This window comes from Phenylobacterium montanum (assembly GCF_018135625.1).
Classification (GTDB): domain Bacteria; phylum Pseudomonadota; class Alphaproteobacteria; order Caulobacterales; family Caulobacteraceae; genus Poindextera; species Poindextera montana.
Genome location: NZ_CP073078.1, coordinates 2003722 through 2019896 on the forward strand (window position 1 = coordinate 2003722; position 16175 = coordinate 2019896).

Genomic DNA, 16175 nt, shown 5'->3' on the forward strand with positions numbered 1-16175 from the left:
CCAGCGAAAATTGGCGGTTCAAGGCTGGCCTTGAACCGTCGTAGGCTCAGGCCCTCAACGAGACCAAGGGGCCGGCAAGACCCGTCATGACCCGCTACATCGCCGCCATCGACCAGGGCACCACCTCCTCGCGCTGCATCATCTTCGATGCCGCCGGCGCCATCGGCGCCATCGACCAGCGCGAACACCGGCAAATATTCCCCAGGCCGGGCTGGGTGGAGCACGACGCCCTGGAGATCTGGGCCAATGTCGAGGCTTCGGTGGTAGGGGCCATGGCCAAGCTAGGCATCGGCCCCAAGGACCTGGCCGCCATCGGCGTCACCAACCAGCGCGAGACCACAGTCCTGTGGGATCGCCACACCGGCAAGCCGGCGCACAACGCCATCGTCTGGCAGGACACCCGCACCGACCGGCTGGTTCGTGAGTTGGGCGGCGAGGCCGGCCAGGACCGGTTCCGCGAGCGCTGCGGCCTGCCGCTCGCAACCTATTTCTCCGGCCCCAAAATCCGCTGGCTGCTGGACGAGATGCCGGGCGCTCGCGCCGCGGCCGAGCGGGGCGACCTTCTGTTCGGCACCATCGACAGCTGGCTGATCTGGAAGCTGACCGGGCGTCACGTCACCGACGTGACCAACGCCAGCCGCACCATGCTGATGGCCCTGGACGGCCTCGACTGGGACGAGGCCTTGCTGGAAGCCATCGGCGTCCCGCGGGCCATGCTGCCCGAGATCCGTCCCTCGTCCGAAGTTTACGGGACCGCGCGCGGCGTTCTGCAGGGCGCGCCGGTGGCCTCGGCCCTGGGCGACCAGCAGGCGGCGCTGTTCGGCCAGACCTGCTTCGCGCCGGGCGAGGGCAAGAGCACCTACGGCACCGGGGCCTTCCTGCTGGTCAATACCGGCGAGCGGCCGGTGGCGTCCAAGAGCGGCCTTCTGACCACGGTCGGCTATCGCATCGGCGAGGCGCCCACAGTCTACGCCCTGGAGGGCTCGATCGCCGTGGCCGGTTCCCTGGTGCAGTGGTTGCGCGACAACCTGGGCCTGATCCAGTCCGCGTCGGAGATCGAGCCCCTGGCCGCGTCGGTCGCCGACAACGGCGGCTGCTATTTCGTGCCGGCCTTCTCCGGCCTGTTCGCCCCCTATTGGCGCTCCGACGCGCGCGGGGTGATCGCGGGCCTGACCGCCTACATCACCAAGGGCCACATCGCCCGGGCCGCCCTCGAAGCCACCGCCTGGCAGACGCGCGAGGTGGTCGACGCCATGGTCGCCGACAGCGGCGTGCCCCTGACCACGCTGAAGGTCGACGGCGGCATGACCGCCAACCGCCTTCTGATGCAGATCCTGGCCGACGCCCTCGGCGCGCCGGTGGTGCGACCGGCGGTGACCGAGACAACCTGCCTGGGCGCCGCCTACGCCGCCGGCCTGGCGGTCGGCTTCTGGCCCGACGTGGAGAGCCTTCGGGCCAACTGGCGCAAGGATGCCGAATGGGCGCCCGCCGTCGCCGAGGCGGTGCGGGATCGCGAATACGGGGCTTGGAAGAAAGCCGTGCAGCGTACCCTCGACTGGGTCGCGCCAGACTGAAGCCAAGCTTGACTGGAACCTTTGCGCTAGACGGGCATTTCAAGGGCAAGGGACGGGGCGCGCCAGCCCGGGGTCAGCTGGCGGCAAGGAACAAGGTCATGAAGAGCATTCAATCCATTCTCGCTGCTCTGGCGGCGCTAGCGGTCGGCCTCGGCGCCGGCGGCGCCTCGCAGGCGCAGGACACCTACCGTCATCACCGTCACCATCACTCTGGCTGCGAGGCCGAACGGCGGCACGCGGCCAATACCGGAACGGTGGTCGGCGCGGTGGCGGGCGGCCTTCTGGGCAACGCCGTCACCCACGGCGGCGGTCGCCTGGGCGGGACCTTGATCGGCGCCGGTGCTGGCGCCGTGGCCGGCCACGAGATCGCCAAGCACGGCCACAAATGCTGATGGAGGCGGGGGGCGAAAGCCCCTCTCCTACCCGAACCGGCCGCCGATATAGTCGGCGGTGCGCTTGGCGCGGGGGTTGGTGAAAACGTCCACCGTCGCGCCGAACTCGATCAGCCGGCCCAGGAACATGAAGCCGGTGTTGTCCGACACCCGCGTCGCCTGCTGCAGGTTATGGGTGACGATGACGATGGTGTAGTCCTTCTTCAGCTCGACGATGGTCTCTTCCAGCTTGGCGGTGGATAGGGGGTCGAGCGCCGAAGCCGGCTCGTCCAGCAGCAGGACCTCGGGCTTCACGGCGATACCGCGGGCGACGCAAAGGCGCTGTTGCTGGCCGCCCGACAGGCCCAGGCCCGACTGCTTCAGCTTGTCCTTGACCTCATCCCACAGCGCGGCGCGACGCAGCGATTCCTCGACGCGGTCGTCCATGTCCGCCTTTGACAGGCTTTCATAGAGGCGCACACCAAAAGCCACATTGTCGTAGATCGACATCGGGAACGGGGTCGGCTTCTGGAACACCATGCCTACGCGCGAACGCAGGGTGGCGACGTCGATCTTGGGGCCCAGGATGTTCTCACCGTCGAGCATGATCTCGCCGGTGGCGCGCTGGCCGGGATAGAGGCCGTAGATCCGGTTCATCGCTCGAAGCAGAGTGGACTTTCCGCAGCCCGACGGGCCGATCAGCGCGGTGACGCCCCTGTCCAGCACGGGCAGGGTCACGCCGTGCAGCGCCTTGTGCTTGCCATAGAAGAATTCGAGGTTCCTGACGTGCATCTTCACCGTTTCAGGCGCGAGTTCGACGGTGAACTGCTCGTAGGTCTCGGCAGTGACGGCGTTCATGAGGGGCGGCGCTCCCGGGTGATAAAGCGCGCCAGGACATTGGCGCCGAGGACTGCAAGGGCGAGGATCAGAGCGGCCGTCCAGGCCAGCCGGATCAGATCGTCGGCCGGGGTTTCAGCCATGGCGAAGATGGCTGACGGCAAGCTCGCGAGCGGAAGGTTCAGGCCGAGCCAGGCCTTGTGCAGGCCGAGGCTGTAGTCGGTGTTGCCGAGCGAGGTGAACAGCAGCGGCGCGGTCTCGCCGCTGATCCGCGCAAAGGCGAGCAGGCCGCCGGTCAGGATACCGCTGCCGGCCGCCTTCCACAGGATCTTGCGGATCGTGGTCCAAAGCGGGGTCCCGAGCGCCACGCCCGCTTCACGCAGCGCGGTCGGCTGCAGCTTGAGCACGTCCTCGGTCGTGCGCGTGATGATCGGGACGGCGATCAGCCCGAGCGCCACCCCGCCGGCGAAGGCTGAAAAGCCGTGGAACGGCGCGACCAGCCAGCCGGCGATCACAAGACCGATCAGGACCGACGGCGCCGAGAGCAGGATATCGTTCACGAACCGGACGAGTTGGGCGTAAGGCGTCGCGCCGCCGTATTCGGCCAGCCAGGTGCCGGCCATGACCCCGACGGCGATGGCGATCAACATGCCCAGGCCGCACAGTACGATCGAGCCAACGATGGCGTTGGACAGCCCGCCGACGGAGCCTGCCGCCGGTGTGACCTTGGTGAAGATGTCGAGGTTCAATCCGCCGAACCCCTTGCTGAACAGGGTCCAGAAGATCAGCGCCAGCGCCGTGAGCGCGATCGCGGTGGTGACGTAGCAAAAGCCGATGAAGGCGATGTTGGCGGCGGAACGGCGCGCTCTGCGGAAATCGGTCATCAGCGTTCCCCTAGGCGTGCCGGTCCGCGCCCAGCAGCGCGCGCGCGATGGCCAGGACCGTGAAGGTGATCATGAACAGCACCAGCCCCAGCGCGATCAGGGCCGCCGTGTGCATATCGCTGGTCGCTTCGTTGAATTCGTTGGCGATGGTCGAGGCGATGGTCGAGCCCGCGCCGAACAACGATGTGGGCAGGTCGTGGGAATTGCCGATGATGAAGGTCACAGCCATGGTCTCGCCCAGCGCCCGGCCGAGGCCCAGCATCACCGCCCCGACGGCGCTGCGGCGCACGTAGGGCAAGGTGATCGAGGTGACGACTTCGAGGGTGGTCGACCCCATGCCGTAGCCGCTTTCCCGCAACTGCACCGGAACGGTTAGGAACAGCTCGCGCAGCACCGCAGCCATGAAGGGCAGGATCATGATCGCGAGGATGATCGAGGCGGTCAGGATGTTGTCACCATTGGGAATGCCGGTGGTCAAAGTCTCCCAGATGGTGCCGGGCGGCGCTGCGGCCATCACCGGGATTTCGATGTGCTGGGCGAAGAAAGGGGCGAACACGAACAGTCCCCACATGCCATAGACGATCGAGGGGATGCCGGCGAGCAGCTCTACAGCAACGCCAATCGGCCGCCGCAGGATCGGCGGGCAGAACTCGACCAGAAACACCGCCACCCCGAAGGCCAGCGGCAGGGCGAACATCAGAGCCAGGATCGAGGAGACCAGGGTGCCGACGATCGGCCCCGCCGCGCCGAAGTCACCGGTCACCGGGTTCCAGGTGGTGCTGGTGAAGAAGCCGAAGCCGAACTTGTGGAAGGCCGGCCAGCCCCAGATTCCCAGGGAGATGACGATGCCGGTCAGTGAGGCGAGCAGGGCCGTCGCGGCGCCGAAGCAGAGATATTTGAAGATCGGATCGAACACGGCGCCCTTGGGGGGTGTGCGTTGGACGATCTCGTCGGGGCTGATGGCGGTCATGGTCCCTGCAAACATGAGGCGAAGGTCAGGCGGAACTGACCTTCGCCGGGTCGTTGAGCTGCAGCCGTGCGACTATTTCGAAACGTAGACCGCCTTGCCGTCCGGGCCCTTCACATTGTCGGCCCAGGCCTTGCGGATCATCGTCTTCACATTGGCCGGCAGCGGCACGTAGTCGAGCTGTTGGGCTTGAGCGTCGCCGCTCTTATAGGCCCAGTCGTAGAACTTCAGCACCGCGGCGCCGGTCGCCGCGTTGGCCTGCTGCTTATAGACCAGGATGAAGGTTGCGCCGGTGATCGGCCAGGAGGCCGCGCCCGGTTGGTCAAGGAGCAGGAGGTAGAAGCCCGGAGCCTTCGACCAGTCGCCATGGCCGGCGGCCGCAGCGAAGTTGTTGGCGTCGGGGGTCACGAACTTGCCGTCCTTGTTCTGCATCAAGGCGTAGTCCATGTGGTTCTGCTTGGCGTAGGCGTATTCGACGTAGCCGATTGAGCCCACGGTCTGCTTCACGAACGCGGCGACGCCGTCATTGCCCTTGCCGCCCAGGCCGGTCGGCCATTGCACCGAGTCACTGGCCCCGACCTTCTGCTGCCACTTGGCGCTCTTCATGGCCAGATAGCTGGTGAACAGGAAGCTGGTGCCCGAGCCGTCAGAGCGGTGCACGACGGTGATCGGCAGGTTGGGCAGGTTGACGCCCTTGTTGTAGGCGGCGATCTGGGGGTCATTCCACTTCTTGATATCACCGAGATAGATCTGAGCCAGCAGGCTGCCGGTCAGCTTGACCTGGCCGGCCTGCAGGCCCGGCAGGTTCATCACGGGCACCACGCCGCCGACCACGGTCGGAAACTGGAACAAGCCTGCGCCGTTCAGCTCTTCCGGCTTCAGCGGCTTGTCGGAGGCGCCGAAATCGACGGTCTTGGCCTTGATCTGCTTGATGCCGCCGCCCGAGCCGATCGCTTGATAGTTAAGGCCCTCGCCGGTGGTCTTTTTGTAGGTTTCCGCCCACTTGGCGTAGACCGGGGCCGGGAAGGTCGCGCCGGCGCCGTTCAGGTCGGCCGCGCGCGCAGCTGCGCCCGCGCCGAGGACCAGGCTCACGCCCGCCGCCGCGGCGATCAGTTGCTTCAACATCCGTGTCTCCTTGGACGGCGGCCCCCAGGCCGCTCAAACACGCCCTCGCAATACTGGCGGCCCTTGTCAGTTTAGTGACAGCCAAGCTGGATTTGTGACCAAGCGGGTAGGTTTCTCCTATGAAGCGTAGCGCTCCCGGCCGTTCGTCCGGCCAAAGACGGTCGGTCCACAGATGATAAATTGCTGAGCGGGCGGGGATTTCGTCGGCGCGAACACCTGCGCCGGCCGGGCGGAAATCGCTCTAGGCTTGGGCGGCGTTCATAGGTAGGTTTCCCATATGGCGCGAGGGCGGGCGGGCGCGCCCACGCACAGGTGCTGGCCGCCCGGCAGGATTGAGCCCGCGTATGAAGTCCAAGAGGCCGTCCCCGCTCGTGTTCACCCGGCCGGGCGCGCCCCCGCCGGCCGAGACGGTGTCGCCGGGCCCGGCCGTAGCACCCGTCTCCGATCCTTCAGTCTCCGAACCCCAAGAGTCCCCCATTCCGACCGAAACCTACGTCGCCGGCGCCCTCGGGGACCCCGGCCCCGACTCGCTGGATCTGCAAGCCTTCGAGATCAAACCGCCCGAATCCCTTGGCTCCGTCACCCCGTCGGGCCAGCGGCGCCCGGCCGCCCTCGAGAGCGAATCCGCCCTGCCCCTGCTCAACTCCGCCGCCAGCGTCGACGAGACCGTGGCCGCCCCCAGGGCCTGGCCGGTGATCGCGGTCGCCTCGGTGGTCTCGGCGGTCTGGGCCCTGACGCCCCTGATGTTCGCCTGGGGCTACCGGCGCGAGGTGGCGCCCTTCGGCAACGACGGCTTCGCCCTGGCGGTTTTCGTGATGCTGTCCCTGGGGCCTGCGGGCCTGGTCTGGGTCGCGGCCTATGTGCTGCACCAGGCGCGCAAGCTGTCCGCCGAAACGCGGCGCGCCCAGGCCCTGGCCGACAGCCTGATGCAACCGGCGGCGCTGGCCGCCCGCGGCGCCGGCAACGCGGTCGACCTGGTGCGCCAGGAAATCAAGGCCGCCGCCAGCGTAGCCGAGCAGGCCCGCAGCGAACTGCTTTCTCTGCGCGAGGTCCTGGCCGCCGAGAGCCAGCGCCTCCTGGAAGCCGCCCAGAGCTCGGGCCGCACCGCCGGCATGCTGACCCAGTCCCTGGGCGGCGAGCGCGAGCGGATGAGCCTGATCACCACCAGCCTGGAGGAGCAGGCCACCAAGGTCACCGAAGCCATCAGCCGCCAGGGCCGCATGGTCGCCGAGGCCTCCGACCTGGCCGAGACTCAGATCCGCGAGGCGGAGGCCGCCCTGGCCGCCCGCGCCGCCGACCTGGCCGCCGCCGCCGGCGAGGCGAGCGACGCTGCGCGCATGGCCGCCGAGGACCTGACCCGTCAGGTGGCGCGGCTGGAGACCGCCGGCCTCGGCGTCGGCGACCAGGCCCGCATCGTCGAGGAGACCCTAACCCAGCAGCGCGCCGCCCTGGTCACCGCGGCCCACGGCATGCGCGCCGACCACGAGGCCCTGGCCGCCGAGGCCGAGAGCCAGATGGCCCAGCTGCGCGAAATCCTGGTCCACGCCCGCTCCGGCGCCGGCGAGATCAGCGAGAGCGCCGCCCAGGCCGGCCAGGACCTGCGCCACGTGATCGCACAGGCCGCCGACCAGATCCGCCAGATCGCCGAGACCGCCGCCGAGGAGCGCGACCATCTCAGCGCCGGCGCCGCCCAGTCCCTGGGCGCGGTCAGCGAGATCGCCGCCCGCGAGCGCGAGGCCCTGGAGCGCAGCGTGCGCCAGGCGATCGACGCCCTGATCGCCGCTACCGACGAGGCCGCAAAAGCCGCCGCCGAACAGGCGGAGATCGCCCGCCAAAAGGTCGACCAGTTGGGCGAGGCCGCCTTCGCCGCCGGCCAGAAGGCCGACCAGACCTTCGACCTGCACATGCGCGAGGCGCGCGGCCTGATCGAGCAGTCGGCGGCCCTGATCGACGAAGCGGGCAGCCGCGCCCAGCAGAAGCTGGCCGAGGGCCTGGCCTCGACCCAGGCGACCCTCAAGGCGATGGAAGACCTTCTCGGCGACCTCGACTCCCGCATCGACCGCATGCCCGACGAGGCCAAGGTGCGCGCGGACGCGGTGCGCGCCAGTATCGAGCAGGGCATGGACGAGCTGATGGCCTCGGCCCGCCGCGCGGCGGACGAGACGCAGGCGATCGACGCCGCCTTCCAGGATCGTGTCCGACGCAACTACGAAATGCTCAGCGAGGCGGTGCGCCTTATGGGCGTGGTCGCCGGCGCCGCAGGCACGGTCAGTCCGCGACCTGCTGCAGCCGCAGCGCCGGCTCCGGTCCAGGCGGTGCCGCGCACCGAGGCTCCACGTCCGACCGCGGAGCCGGGGCCTGCTCCGCCGCCCAACGCGGCCGATGCTGGCCTGCGTCCCCGCCTGAAGCTGACCCCCACCGCGACCGACGAGGAGTTCAAGTCGGTGTTCGAAAGCGCCGGCGGGCGCGAGCACCGCGAACCGCCCGAGCCGGCCGGCGACAGCTGGACCTGGAAGGAGCTCCTGTCCTCCATGGACGAGCCGGGCGACGCGGCCCCGGCCGGCGGCGGCTCGGACGAGGCCCTGCTGAACGAGATCGACGCCATGGGCATAGACGCCGCCGCCCTCCTGCCCCGCCCGCGCATCGACGAGATCGGCGCAGCGGTGAACCAGGGCGAGCCGGCGATGATGCGGGCCATCGTGCGCCGCCTGGCACCCGCCGCCATCCGCCGCCTGTCGCGGCGCATGCTGACCGATCGGCCGTTCCGGGCTCACGCCGAACGCTTCACTAGCCGCTATCAGGGGCTGCTAGACGACGCAGTGAGCGAGCGTAATGCGACCGTCGTGGCCGCCTTGCTGGGCTCCGACCAGGGCCGCGCCTTCCTGCTGATCGACGCGGCCGGCGAAGTGCAGTGAGCCGGCGGCTCACCGCCCGCGAGGAGCGCTGGCCGATCGCCGGCGCCTTCACCATCGCCCGCGGCTCCAAGACCGAGGCCCGGGTGCTGCTGGTCGAGATCGAGGCCGGCGGCGCGGTCGGCCGCGGCGAAAGCGTCCCCTACCACCGCTATGGCGAGACGCCCGAGGGCAGCCTGGCGGAGATCGAGGCTGTACGCGCCGCGGTCGAGGCCGGCTGTGACAGAGGCGGACTGCAGACGCTTTTGCCCCCCGGCGCCGCGCGCAACGCCATCGACTGCGCCCTCTGGGACCTGGAGGCGAAGCAGACCGGCGTCCCGGCCTGGCGCCGCGCGGGCCTGGCGGGTTGGGAACCGGTGGTCACCGCCTACACCCTCAGCCTCGCCGCGCCCGAGGCCATGGCCGCCGCCGCCCGCGCGGCCTCGGCCCGGCCGCTCCTGAAGTTGAAGATCGGCGGCGGCGACGACATCGACCGCATCGCCGCCGTGCGCGCGACCGCCCCCGCCGCCCGCCTGATCGTCGACGCCAACGAGGGGCTCAGCTTCGACGAGTTGCGCCGCATGGGCCCGGACCTGGCGCGCCTGGGCGTCGTATTGGTCGAGCAGCCGCTGAGGGCCGGCGAGGATGAGGCCTTGGCCGGCTACGACAGCCCCGTGCCGCTCTGCGCCGACGAGAGCCTGCACACCCGCGCCGAGCTGGCCGCCTGCGCCGGCCGCTATGCCTGCGTCAACATCAAGCTGGACAAGACCGGCGGCCTGACCGAGGCTCTCGCCCTGGCGTCCGAGGCGCGGGCGATGGGGCTTCAGATCATGGCCGGCTGCATGGTCGCGACCTCGTTGGCCATGGCCCCGGCCCTACTGATCGCCCAGGGCGCCGCCTTCGTCGATCTCGACGGGCCGCTGCTGCTGGCCAGAGACCGTGAGCCGGGGCTGACCTTCGAGGGTTCGGCGATCCAGCCTCCCTCATCGGCATTATGGGGCTGAGGCCGTGCTGACAGTCGAGATCGCGCCGCTCGGGGCCCGAGCCGCCATCGACAACATGATGCAGCTCTACGCCCACGACTTTTCCGAACAGTGGGCCGGGAGCGAGCGCGGGGAGCTGGACGAGCACGGACGGTTCGTCGACTATCCGCTGGAGCCCTACTGGCGCGATCCGGACCACATCCCGCTGCTGCTGCGCTCGGACGGCCACTTGATCGGCTTTGCTCTGCTCAACGCCGAGGCGCACTCGGGCCGGCCGACGGACCGTAACATGGCCGAGTTCTTCATCGTGCGGAAACACCGCCGCGGCGGGCTCGGGACCTTGGCCGCGCACGCCATCTTCGCCCTCTATCCCGGCCAGTGGGAAGCGGCGGTGGCGCGGCGCAACCTGGCCGCCCTGGCTTTCTGGCGGCGAGCCGCGGCCAGCGATCCGCAGGTCTCGGAAATCGAGGAGATCGACCTGGACGACGCCAGCTGGAACGGACCGGTCATCCGCTTCCGGGTCGGTGCAGGCGCGTGATCCGCGCAAGCACCACGGCCAGGGCCACGCCAAGGCCCGCGATCGCCGCCATCACCAGATAGCCGTGCGCGCCCAGGGCGTCGAACAGCGGGCCCGAGGCGATGGTGGTCAGGCCGATCAGTATCCCGCCCGAGACCGCCGAATTCAGGGTCTGCGCCGCGGAAGCGGACTGCGGCGGGCTCAGTCGCTCCAGGAGCCTCAGCGTGCCGAAGAAGGTCGCGGTGTAGCTCAAGGCATGCAGGGCCTGGATCGGGAACAGGAGCCACAGGGGCGGCGAAAAGCTGAGCGCGATCCATCGGACCAGACCCCCGACCCCGCCGATGATCACCAGCCGCTCGGGTCCCACGCGCCGCCGCCAAGGCTCGCAGAACCACATGAACACCACCTCCGCCCCCACGGCGCAGCCCCACAGGAGGCCGGTCCAGGCGCCCAGGCCCTGGCGACGCCAGAGCAGGGTCGAGAAACTGTAGTAGAAGCCGTGCGCCGACTGGATCAGGCCGACCGCGACTATGGCCAGGAGGAACACCGGGTCTCGCAACAGCTCGCCGAGCCCGCCCACGAGATCACGGGCCGAGAGCCGGTGGCCGCCGTCGTGCACCGGAGTCGGCGGCAACAGGAACATCGCCGCCAGCGCCGTCAGCCCTGCAGCCGCGACCGCCCAGATCACCACAGAGACCGGAGCGGTTCTGGCCAGCACCAGTCCCATGCCGACATTGCCGATCACGTAGGCCGCCGAGCCCATGCCGCGCGGAACGGCATAGGCGAAACCGCGGGCCCGGCTTTCGCGCAGGCCCAGCACGTCGCCCAGCGGCGAGAGGCCCTGCAGCAGGGTCGTGCCGACCAGCCACAGGGCCAACCAGGCCCAGAACCCGTGCGCCAGGCCCAGAAGGGCATAGGCCACGGCGCTGCCCGCGGCCATCAGGGCCATGGGCGTGCGCCTCAGGCGAAACAGATCCGCCCACAGGCCCAGGAGCGGCCCGACCAGCGTGCGCCCGAAATAGGGAGAGGCCAGGATGATAGCCATCTGGGTAGCTGTAAGCCCCTGGGCGCGGAACCAGACCGGGATGAAGGGCAGGCTGGCGCCGCTGCCGACGAACAGGGCGGCGAAGAACAGCCCAAGGCGCAGGACCCAAACCATGGCCCGCCCTAGCAGAGTCGGCGTCAGCCGTCGCGGCGCCGGCTTCATTGACAGCGCGGGCTTCGTAGCTTCATTGAGCGCCTGACCTGCCGGAGCGTGCCGACTTGGCCCAGTTTTCGATCACCGAGGCGGCGCTGACCGGCTTTCGAGTCGTGCGCGAACGACCCAGCGCCGTACTCGGCTGGGCCGCCGTCTATCTTGTGCTGCTGGGCGCCTCGTGGGTGGCGCTGACCAGCGTCGCCGGACCAGCCATCGCCGAGGTGCAATCGCACGGCTTGCCGAGTGATCCCGCCGCATTCCGGTCCTTCATGCAGCAGATCGGCCTGGCCGAGCCGCCCATGCTGGGCCTTTCGCTGCTGTCGGGCGCAGTATTCGCGGCGGCCATGAACAGGGCGGTGATGACGCCGGACGACAAAGGCCTTGCCTATATGAAGCTCGGCCGGGACGAGCTTGCCCAGCTCGGCCTGAAGCTGTTCCTGCTGCTGCTGTCTCTGTCGGTCAATATCTTAGCGGTGGGCCTGGCGCAGGGGCTGGCCGCGGTCGGCGGGATGCTCGGGCCGGGCGGAGCGGCCCTGGCCGGGTTGGCGGATACGGCGGCCTCGGTCGGCGCTCTGATCGGCCTGATCTATCTGAACCTCAGGCTGTCCCTGGCCTCGGCGGCCAGCTTCGACCAGCGCCGGATCGACCTTCGCACCTCCTGGCGGATGACACGGGGCCGGGTTGGCGAGATCCTCAGCGCCTACGCCCTGGCCTTCGCCCTGACCGGCCTGGTCCTGGCCCTGGGCCTTGTTATCGTCCTGCTGCTCACGGGCGCCCTCGCCGCGCTGATCGACCCGACCAACAGCATCAAGCCGAACCTGTCCACGCCCTACGGCCTGCTCGCCCCGCTGCCCCTGACCACCCTGTGCCTGATGGCCCTGCTGTTCGGCCTGACCGCACCGCTGCTCAGCACTCCCGGCGCTTTCATCTACCAGCGCCTGGCCAAGGCCGACGCCAGTCCCGAGCCCGGCCGAAAGAGCGACTTCTATGCTTGAGGCGCGTCCCGCCACCCGGGCCGACGGCGCGGTGATCGCCGGCGCCGGCCTTCTCGGCTTCAGCGCGGTGGCGGCCGGTGCGTTCGGCGCACACAGCGTGGCCGACCCGACGGTCAAGATGCTGATCCAGACCGGCGGCCACTACGCCCTGGCCCATGCGCTGGCGGCCTTGGCGGCGATCGGAGTCGTGCGGTTCCGGGCCCGCCCGGCGCGGTGGGCGGCCGGCTGCTTCCTGGCCGGCGGAGCGGTGTTCTCAGGCTCGCTCTACGCCCTGGCGCTGGGCGGGGTCCGCTGGCTGGGGGCGATCACGCCGATCGGCGGCCTCCTGATGCTGGCCGGCTGGGCGCTCCTGGCGTGGTCGGGGCTGACCTTGAAGGCAGAGCGCTAGGCGGTCGGCCGCCGCGGGCTGGCCGCGACCAGGGCCACGGTCGAAAAGATCATGCAGGCCAGGATCGCCACCGACAGCGGCAACGGCCCCTCGTCGCGGCTCATCGATATCAGGCTCGAGACCAGCGCCCCGACACCGAACTGCACCGAGCCGATCAGGGCCGAGGCCGAGCCGACACGCAGGGGGTCGAGGCTGAGCCCCAGGGCCATGGTGTTGGCCCCGATGAAGCCGAAACTAGCGAAGACGAAGAACAGCGGAACCAAGACGCCCCAGGCGCTGGCGAAGCCTGTCACCGCCCCAAGCACCATGGCCAGCGCCGCCACCAGCGACAGGGGTCGGAACCGCATCAGGATCCAGTCGGGGGTATGGCGCTTGAGCAGGAACGCGTTGACCTGGCTCATGGCGATCATCGAGGCGGCGTTGGCCCCGAACACCCAGACGAAGCGGCCGGCCGAAACGCCGTAGTGGCCCATGATCAGCCCCGGCGCGGCCGAGATATAGGCGAACAGGGCCGCGGCGTTGAAGGCGCCCGACATCATGTAGCCCACCAGCCGCCAGTTGGTGGCCAGGGCGAGATAGCCGCGCAGCGGGTGCTCGCTCCGCGCCTGAGCCTCGGTCTCGGCCGATCGGGTCTCGCGCAGGCCGAACAGGGTGACCACGGCCATGACCACGCCGAAGCCGACCAGCACCCAGAAGATCCCCCGCCAGCTCCAGGTGGTCAGAAGGGCCGCGCCGAAGAAGGGCGCGACAACCGGCGCCAGGCCCATCACCAGCATCAGGAGCGACAGCACCCGCGCGGAATTGCGGGCGTCATAGCGGTCGCGCACCGCCGCCCGCGCGATCACCGGTCCGGCGCAGCCGCCCAGGGCCTGGACAAAGCGGGCGGCCATCAGCCACTGGATGGTGGGCGCCAGCGCACAGACCGCCGAGGCGAGCACATAGACCAGGACCCCGAACAGCAGGGGCGGGCGCCGCCCCCAGCGGTCCGAGGCTGGCCCATAGAACAGCTGGCCGAACGCCAACCCCGCCAGAAAGGTCGCCAGGGTCAGCTGGGCCTCGCCGCCCGTCGCGTGGAATCCGCGCCCGATCGCCGGCATGGCCGGCAGGTACATGTCGATCGACATGGGCGAGAACGCCGTCAGGGCCCCGAGCATCAGGACCAGGGTCCAGGTCACGCGCGCGGGCGGCGCGGCGATGGGCCGAGCCTCGGCGGCGGACTCTGAGCGGGAAACGACAGTCACGGCGGACCCTGTGCGAACTTCCGCCCGGATAGCGGCGATTTCAGATGACGCGACCCCCCGGCCGCTCTTGTCGCTGCATATGGGACCGGGCACGGTGCGGCTCAACCAGAAAAGCCGAGCCAGAACACAAAACCAGGAGTGAAGCTGTGTCCGACGTCCTCGCCCGCCAGATGCCCCCCGTCCAGTACGCCGACGTCAACGGCGTCCACATGGCCTATTACGAGGTCGGGCCGCGCGAAGGCATGCCGGTGATTTTCTGTCACGGCTTTCCGGAACTGGCCTTTTCCTGGCGCCACCAGCTGCGCGCCTTCGAGGCCGCCGGCCGCTGGGCGATCGCCCCGGACCAGCGCGGCTATGGCCTTACCAAGGGGCCGGACGCGGTCCAAGCCTATGACATCGAGCACCTGACCGGCGACATCGTCGGCCTGATGGATCATCTGGGGATCGAAAAGGCGGTGCTGTGCGGCCATGACTGGGGCGGGATCGTGGTCTGGCAGGCGCCGCTCTATCATCGGGACCGCATCGCCGGGGTGATCGGGCTGAACACCCCCTTCATGCGGCGCGCCCCGGTCGATCCGATCGCCATCATGCGCGCCCGCATGGGCGACGAGATGTACATCGTCCACTTCCAGAAGCCGGGCGAAGCCGACGCGGTGCTGAACGCCAACGTGCGCAAGGCCATGGACTTCTTCATGCGCCGGCCGGCCCCTGGCGAGGGCGCGGCTTCTGCGGGCCTGGCCAGCGAGCGGACCGGCGAGGAGTCGGTGTTCCCGCTGGTGCGCATGGTCCAGGCCTACGACCCGGCGGTCGATCCTCGGCCCTTCTTCCTCAGTGACGACGAGTTCGAGGCCTTTGTCGAAACCTTCGAGCGCACCGGCTTCACCGGCGGCATCAACTGGTACCGCAACATGACCCGCAATTGGGAGCGTTCGGCGAACCTCGACGAGATGGTGCGGGTCCCTTCGCTGATGGTGATGGCCGAGAAGGACGCGGTGCTGCCGCCCTCGGCCGCCGACGGCATGGAGGCCAATGTGCCTGACCTGGAACGGGTCCTGATCAAGGACAGCGGCCACTGGACGCAGCAGGAACAGCCCGAAGCGGTCAATGCGGCGCTGTTGGACTGGATGGGCCGCCACTTTCCGAAGTAGGATCGTCGCGCATGGAACGTTCCGCCCCGCCCGCCGCCCCCGCCGTCTCCAGCGCCGCCCGGCGGTCGCTCTATCCGGACAATGAGCCGTTCACCTCGGGCTGGATGGCGACCGGCGGCGGCCATGAGATCTATTTCGAGGAATGCGGCAAGCGCACCGGCAAGCCGGCGGTGATCCTGCACGGCGGGCCGGGCGGGGCGATCAACCCGACCATGCGGCGGTTCTACGACCCTTCGCGCTGGCGGATGATGCTGTTCGACCAACGCGGCTGCGGCAAGTCGCGGCCCAACGCCTCCCTGGACGACAACACCACCTGGGCCCTGATCGAGGACATCGAACAGCTGCGCAAGAAGGTCGGCTGCGAGAAGTGGAGCGTGTTCGGCGGCTCCTGGGGCTCGACCCTCGCCCTCGCCTACGCCATCACCCACCCAGAACGGGTCGAAAGCCTGATCCTGCGCGGCGTGTTCCTGCTGACTGAGCGCGAGCTGCGCTGGTTCTACCAGGACGGCGCCTCGATGCTGTTCCCCGACGCCTGGGCCCGCTTTGTCGAGCCGATCCCGCCGGAGGAGCGGGGGGATCTGATGGGCGCCTATCATCGCCGCCTGACCCACGCCGACCGCCGCGTTCAGGCCAAGGCCGCAGCCGCCTGGAGCCAGTGGGAGGGCGACACCATCTCCATCCGCGGCCCCGAGGCCCGCCCCGCCAAGTTCAACGAGGTCGACTTCGCCGTCGCCTTCGCCCGCATCGAGTGCCACTACTTCGCCAACCGCGGCTTCTTCCCGGAGAACGGCTGGATTCTGAACAATATCGGCAAGATCCGGCATATCCAGGGCTGGATCGTCCAGGGCCGCTTCGACGTGGTCACCCCACTGGAATCGGCCTGGGCGCTGAAGCAGGCGTGGCCGGGGGCCCAGTTCGAGATCGTTTGGGACGCCGGCCACGCCTCGACCGAGCCTGGCATCATCGACGGCCTGGTGCGCGCAACGGACCGCGCTTTCACGCTCTGAACCCAGGGATTGCAGGCAGTTGACGCCTGCGGCCTGCGGGGGGATCGTC

The 16175-nt window shown here is 69.4% G+C and carries 15 protein-coding genes; 9 read left to right on the top strand and 6 right to left on the bottom strand.

Annotation, left to right across the window (positions count from 1 at the left end):
* Positions 1–86 precede the first annotated feature (86 nt).
* A complete protein-coding gene (glpK, locus tag KCG34_RS08960; protein WP_211940026.1) occupies positions 87–1574 on the top strand; it encodes a glycerol kinase GlpK in 1488 nt (495 codons plus the stop codon).
* Positions 1575–1672: 98 nt separating this feature from the next.
* On the top strand, positions 1673–1966 hold the full coding sequence (locus KCG34_RS08965; protein WP_211940027.1) for a glycine zipper 2TM domain-containing protein: 294 nt from the start codon (positions 1673–1675) through the stop codon (positions 1964–1966).
* 27 nt (positions 1967–1993) lie between these two features.
* Here the strand turns inward: KCG34_RS08965 and pstB are convergent, their stop codons facing one another.
* From pstB to pstS, 4 genes are all read right to left on the bottom strand, one after another.
* Complete coding sequence (pstB, locus tag KCG34_RS08970) at positions 1994–2803, bottom strand: phosphate ABC transporter ATP-binding protein PstB (RefSeq protein ID WP_211940028.1); 810 nt, start codon at positions 2801–2803, stop codon at positions 1994–1996.
* The gene (gene pstA, locus KCG34_RS08975; RefSeq protein ID WP_211940029.1) at positions 2800–3666 is read right to left on the bottom strand and encodes a phosphate ABC transporter permease PstA; all 867 of its coding nucleotides are present in this window, start codon (positions 3664–3666) and stop codon (positions 2800–2802) included. Before pstA ends, pstB begins: the two co-directional genes overlap by 4 nt.
* Positions 3667–3676: 10 nt before the next feature.
* A complete protein-coding gene (pstC, locus tag KCG34_RS08980) occupies positions 3677–4636 on the bottom strand; it encodes a phosphate ABC transporter permease subunit PstC (protein WP_211940030.1) in 960 nt (319 codons plus the stop codon).
* Between the two features lie 72 nt (positions 4637–4708).
* Positions 4709–5758, bottom strand: a complete 1050-nt coding sequence (gene pstS / locus KCG34_RS08985; protein WP_211940031.1) for a phosphate ABC transporter substrate-binding protein PstS — start codon at positions 5756–5758, stop codon at positions 4709–4711.
* 344 nt (positions 5759–6102) lie between these two features.
* Here pstS and KCG34_RS08990 point away from each other — a divergent pair, with 344 nt between their 5' ends.
* The 3 genes from KCG34_RS08990 to KCG34_RS09000 are packed head-to-tail and all read left to right on the top strand — an operon-like array spanning position 6103 to position 10170.
* A complete protein-coding gene (locus tag KCG34_RS08990; RefSeq protein WP_211940032.1) occupies positions 6103–8673 on the top strand; it encodes a polar localization protein TipN in 2571 nt (856 codons plus the stop codon).
* On the top strand, positions 8670–9653 hold the full coding sequence (gene dgcA, locus KCG34_RS08995) for an N-acetyl-D-Glu racemase DgcA (RefSeq protein ID WP_211940033.1): 984 nt from the start codon (positions 8670–8672) through the stop codon (positions 9651–9653). The genes KCG34_RS08990 and dgcA overlap by 4 nt, the downstream gene beginning before the upstream one ends.
* Positions 9654–9657: 4 nt before the next feature.
* Entirely contained in the window at positions 9658–10170 is a 513-nt protein-coding gene (locus tag KCG34_RS09000) for a GNAT family N-acetyltransferase (protein ID WP_249138272.1), read from the top strand.
* On the opposite strand, the gene KCG34_RS09005 is transcribed toward KCG34_RS09000, so the two are convergent.
* Positions 10139–11308, bottom strand: a complete 1170-nt coding sequence (locus KCG34_RS09005) for an MFS transporter (protein ID WP_211940034.1) — start codon at positions 11306–11308, stop codon at positions 10139–10141. The two genes, KCG34_RS09000 and KCG34_RS09005, sit on opposite strands and share 32 nt — an antisense overlap.
* Before the next feature lie 104 nt (positions 11309–11412).
* Here KCG34_RS09005 and KCG34_RS09010 point away from each other — a divergent pair, with 104 nt between their 5' ends.
* Both KCG34_RS09010 and KCG34_RS09015 read left to right on the top strand, forming a co-directional pair.
* On the top strand, positions 11413–12342 hold the full coding sequence (locus KCG34_RS09010) for a hypothetical protein (protein WP_211940035.1): 930 nt from the start codon (positions 11413–11415) through the stop codon (positions 12340–12342).
* Positions 12335–12730 carry a DUF423 domain-containing protein gene (locus KCG34_RS09015; RefSeq protein ID WP_211940036.1) on the top strand — a complete coding sequence of 132 codons (396 nt, stop codon included), beginning with the start codon at positions 12335–12337 and terminating at the stop codon, positions 12728–12730. The genes KCG34_RS09010 and KCG34_RS09015 overlap by 8 nt, the downstream gene beginning before the upstream one ends.
* On the opposite strand, the gene KCG34_RS09020 is transcribed toward KCG34_RS09015, so the two are convergent.
* On the bottom strand, positions 12727–13971 hold the full coding sequence (locus KCG34_RS09020) for a multidrug effflux MFS transporter (protein ID WP_249138273.1): 1245 nt from the start codon (positions 13969–13971) through the stop codon (positions 12727–12729). The genes KCG34_RS09015 and KCG34_RS09020 overlap by 4 nt on opposite strands.
* A 146-nt stretch (positions 13972–14117) precedes the next feature.
* Between KCG34_RS09020 and KCG34_RS09025 the strand changes: the two genes are divergently transcribed.
* The gene (locus KCG34_RS09025; RefSeq protein WP_367576024.1) at positions 14118–15119 is read left to right on the top strand and encodes an alpha/beta fold hydrolase; all 1002 of its coding nucleotides are present in this window, start codon (positions 14118–14120) and stop codon (positions 15117–15119) included.
* An 11-nt stretch (positions 15120–15130) separates the two neighbouring features.
* Positions 15131–16126 carry a prolyl aminopeptidase gene (gene pip / locus KCG34_RS09030; RefSeq protein ID WP_211940037.1) on the top strand — a complete coding sequence of 332 codons (996 nt, stop codon included), beginning with the start codon at positions 15131–15133 and terminating at the stop codon, positions 16124–16126.
* Positions 16127–16175 lie beyond the last annotated feature (49 nt).

Coding starts and splice junctions, on each gene's coding strand:
- pstB (WP_211940028.1), bottom strand. CDS start 2,803: ATGAACGCCGTCACTGCCGAGACCTACGAGCAGTTCACCGTCGAACTC.
- KCG34_RS09015 (WP_211940036.1), top strand. CDS start 12,335: ATGCTTGAGGCGCGTCCCGCCACCCGGGCCGACGGCGCGGTGATCGCC.
- pip (WP_211940037.1), top strand. CDS start 15,131: ATGGAACGTTCCGCCCCGCCCGCCGCCCCCGCCGTCTCCAGCGCCGCC.
- pstC (WP_211940030.1), bottom strand. CDS start 4,636: ATGACCGCCATCAGCCCCGACGAGATCGTCCAACGCACACCCCCCAAG.
- KCG34_RS08990 (WP_211940032.1), top strand. CDS start 6,103: ATGAAGTCCAAGAGGCCGTCCCCGCTCGTGTTCACCCGGCCGGGCGCG.
- KCG34_RS09005 (WP_211940034.1), bottom strand. CDS start 11,308: ATGGTTTGGGTCCTGCGCCTTGGGCTGTTCTTCGCCGCCCTGTTCGTC.
- KCG34_RS08965 (WP_211940027.1), top strand. CDS start 1,673: ATGAAGAGCATTCAATCCATTCTCGCTGCTCTGGCGGCGCTAGCGGTC.
- glpK (WP_211940026.1), top strand. CDS start 87: ATGACCCGCTACATCGCCGCCATCGACCAGGGCACCACCTCCTCGCGC.
- pstA (WP_211940029.1), bottom strand. CDS start 3,666: ATGACCGATTTCCGCAGAGCGCGCCGTTCCGCCGCCAACATCGCCTTC.
- pstS (WP_211940031.1), bottom strand. CDS start 5,758: ATGTTGAAGCAACTGATCGCCGCGGCGGCGGGCGTGAGCCTGGTCCTC.